Origin of the sequence: Blastomonas sp. CCH1-A6 (assembly GCF_001556365.1) — a bacterium.
GTDB classification, from domain to species: domain Bacteria; phylum Pseudomonadota; class Alphaproteobacteria; order Sphingomonadales; family Sphingomonadaceae; genus Blastomonas; species Blastomonas ursincola.
In genome coordinates, this window is sequence record NZ_LSIS01000269.1 from 1 (window position 1) to 2,725 (window position 2,725).

The following is a 2,725-nucleotide window of genomic DNA, read 5'->3' on the forward strand; positions in this document are numbered from 1 at the left end:
CGACCCAGCAGCGCGCCTGCGATACCGCCGATCAGCGCGCCGGTGGTGCGGTCACCACGGCCTGCAATCTCGCTACCGGCCAGGGCACCCGCTGCGCCACCGATCAGCAGGCCGGTGGTGCCGTTGTCGCGACGGCAATAGTAGCGGCCGTCATTTCCGCGCCAGGCCTGGCCGTTCCATCCACGCGCTTGGCGGCGGTCGAAACGACGGTCATAGCGGTCGTCCCAGCGATCGTTGCGGCCATAGCCGCGGTCATAGCCACGACGGTTCCAGTCATCGTCATAACCGCGCCACTGATGGGCAACCGGCGCACGATAATCGACGCCATAAGCCTGCGAAGCGCTGGGCGCGTAGCTGGCGACCGGCGCTGCCATGGCAGGGGCGGCCGAAATGGTGACTGCACCGGCGGCGGCAGCAGCAAGAATGAACTTCTTCATGATCTGTCTCCCTTGAGACCGGGACAGCGCCGATTCGCCATCCGTTGTGTTCATATTTAAGGGAGCAAAACTGAACGGATCGTGGGAAGGCTGTTCATCTGTCAGCAGGTTTTCATGAAGGACTTGGCGGTGGACATCATATGGGCACGACGCCCTATATCGTCACTCCCGCGAAGGCGGGCGTCTCGCTTTACATGGCAAGACACGCGCAAAAGCTGGATTCCCGCATTCGCGGGAATGACGAGGAGGGCGAGGGATATGACCATCCCTCGCCCCACCCGATCACTTCTGCGGGCAGATCAGGAATTTCTCGCCGGTCGCCTTGGCATAATAGCGCGCCACCACATCCGCCTGCAGAGCCTCTTCCAGCGAAAGCTCATCGGTATAATGGCTCGCAAAGGTGGTCTTCAGCTCCTCGGCGACGCGCGCGCGAAGCCGCATGGCGACCTCGACACCTGCCTTGGCGAGGAAATTGGGAAGCAGCCAGCCACCGACGCCCCAGGCCATGCCATAGCCGCGGCTGAGCACCGTCGGCGACGTGTCGAGCCCGCCGTACAGATAGACCTGCTTGTGATGCACCGAACCGTAGATGCTGTAAGCCCCGGGCGTCCGCGCCGCTGCGCCCTCCATCGCGGTCAGGATGTTCGAGGCGAGATTGCCGCCGCCAGTCGCATCGAACGCCAGGGTCGCGCCGGTCGCATGGATCGCGTCGGTGAGATCCGCCATGAAGCTTTCGCTGCTCGAATCGACGATATGCTTCGCGCCCATGCCGCGCAGCAGCTCGGCCTGTTCGGGCTTGCGCACCACGTTGACGAGCTCGACGCCGTCGGCCTGGCAGATGCGGTTGAGCATCTGGCCGAGGTTGGAGGCCGCCGCAGTGTGGACCAGCGCGCTATGGCCTTCCATCCGCATCGTCTCGATCATCGACAGCGCAGTGAGCGGGTTGACGAAGCACGACGCGCCGTCGCGCGCGGTGTGGCCGTCCTGCAGCACCAGGCACATCATGGCGGAAGCCTTGCGATATTCGGCATACATGCCGCCACCCATGACCGCGACGACCTTGCCGATCAGGCTCTGCGCATAATCGCCCGACCCTGCGGCGACCACGGTGCCCGCGCCTTCGTTACCGACGGTGAGCGCCTGGCCGATGCGGGCCTTCATCACGCCCATGCCCTGGGGCGAGACCGGCGCGGTCAGCTTCGTTTCCTTGCCGCTGCCGCTGCTCGTCGCCTTGGCCATGCTGGCCCATCCGAACATCACGCCCTGGTCCGACGGATTGATCGGCGTCGCCTCGACGCGGATCAGCACCTCGTCCTCGCCCAGTTCGGGCATGGGCTTGTCGACCAGCTCCATGGTCAGCTCGCCCTCGGCGCTGACGGTCGAGATCATCTGCTTGTAGGTTGACGGAAGCGTCATGGCACGGCCTCTCTCTAAAGGGGTTGTTGTGGGATGCTCCCATGTGCCAAGCCTTGGCCGACAAAGCCACCCATCACGCGCAGAAAGTGCCTTTTCCTTGCCCCGGCTGATCCTGTTCAACAAACCCTATGGCGTCGTCTGCCAGTTCAGCGGCGATGGATCGCGGCCGACACTGGCGGATTTCATCGATGTGCCGGGCGTCTACCCCGCCGGAAGGCTCGATCAGGACAGCGAGGGGCTGGTCCTGCTCACCGATGACGGGCGCTTGCAGGCGAGGATCGCCGATCCCCGCCACAAGCTCGCCAAGACCTATTGGGTGCAGGTCGAAGGGGCGATCAGCGACGAGGCGCTTGCGAAGTTGCGAAGCGGCGTGGCGCTCAAGGACGGGATGACGCGCCCTGCACTCGCCCAGCGGCTGGATCCGCCCGATCTGTGGCCCCGCGACCCGCCGGTGCGCTTTCGCAAGACCGTGCCCGATGGCTGGATCGCGCTCACGCTGCGCGAGGGCAAGAACCGACAGGTGCGGCGGATGACTGCGGCAGTCGGCTTCCCGACGCTCCGGCTGGTGCGCTGGCAGGTGGGCGACTGGACGCTCGAAAGCCTTGCGCCCGGCGCGTGGCGGGCGCTCGACGTCCGCTGAGCGGCGGCTCAGTCGTCCTCTTCAAAGGCGATCGCACCGCGATTGGCGAGGTCCAGCAGCAGCGCAAGCACCGCATCGTCAGCCTCGCTGATCTCGACCTCATGCGCAGCGCACAAGGCCTCGGCAAAGCGTGCAGCCGAGCCGGTGCAGGGATAGGTTTCGCCATCGACGAACAGCACCAACCCCTCGCCATCACGCACGAACACGAACCGGCTTGCGAAGTTGCGAAGCA

General features: G+C 65.1%; 3 protein-coding genes and 1 pseudogene. 1 reads left to right on the forward strand and 3 read right to left on the reverse strand.

Features of this window, described 5'->3' with window-relative positions:
* Together AX735_RS12840 and AX735_RS12845 are read right to left on the reverse strand one after the other, a co-directional pair.
* A partial coding sequence (locus AX735_RS12840) for a glycine zipper 2TM domain-containing protein (RefSeq protein WP_066280762.1) occupies positions 1-437 on the reverse strand: 437 nt, incomplete at its 3' end.
* A gap of 282 nt (positions 438-719) precedes the next feature.
* Positions 720-1,853 (reverse strand): zinc-binding dehydrogenase, encoded by a 1,134-nt coding sequence (locus AX735_RS12845; RefSeq protein ID WP_066280766.1) that lies wholly within the window; start codon positions 1,851-1,853, stop codon positions 720-722.
* A 97-nt stretch (positions 1,854-1,950) separates the two neighbouring features.
* On the opposite strand from AX735_RS12845, the gene AX735_RS12850 reads away from it, so the two are divergent.
* Positions 1,951-2,493, forward strand: coding sequence for a pseudouridine synthase (locus tag AX735_RS12850; RefSeq protein ID WP_066280768.1), 543 nt, complete (start codon positions 1,951-1,953; stop codon positions 2,491-2,493).
* A gap of 8 nt (positions 2,494-2,501) precedes the next feature.
* On the opposite strand, the pseudogene AX735_RS25870 reads toward AX735_RS12850, so the two are convergent.
* Positions 2,502-2,725: pseudogene (locus AX735_RS25870) on the reverse strand (cupin domain-containing protein); the annotation flags it as partial.

Coding starts and splice junctions, on each gene's coding strand:
- AX735_RS12845 (WP_066280766.1), bottom strand. CDS start 1,853: ATGACGCTTCCGTCAACCTACAAGCAGATGATCTCGACCGTCAGCGCC.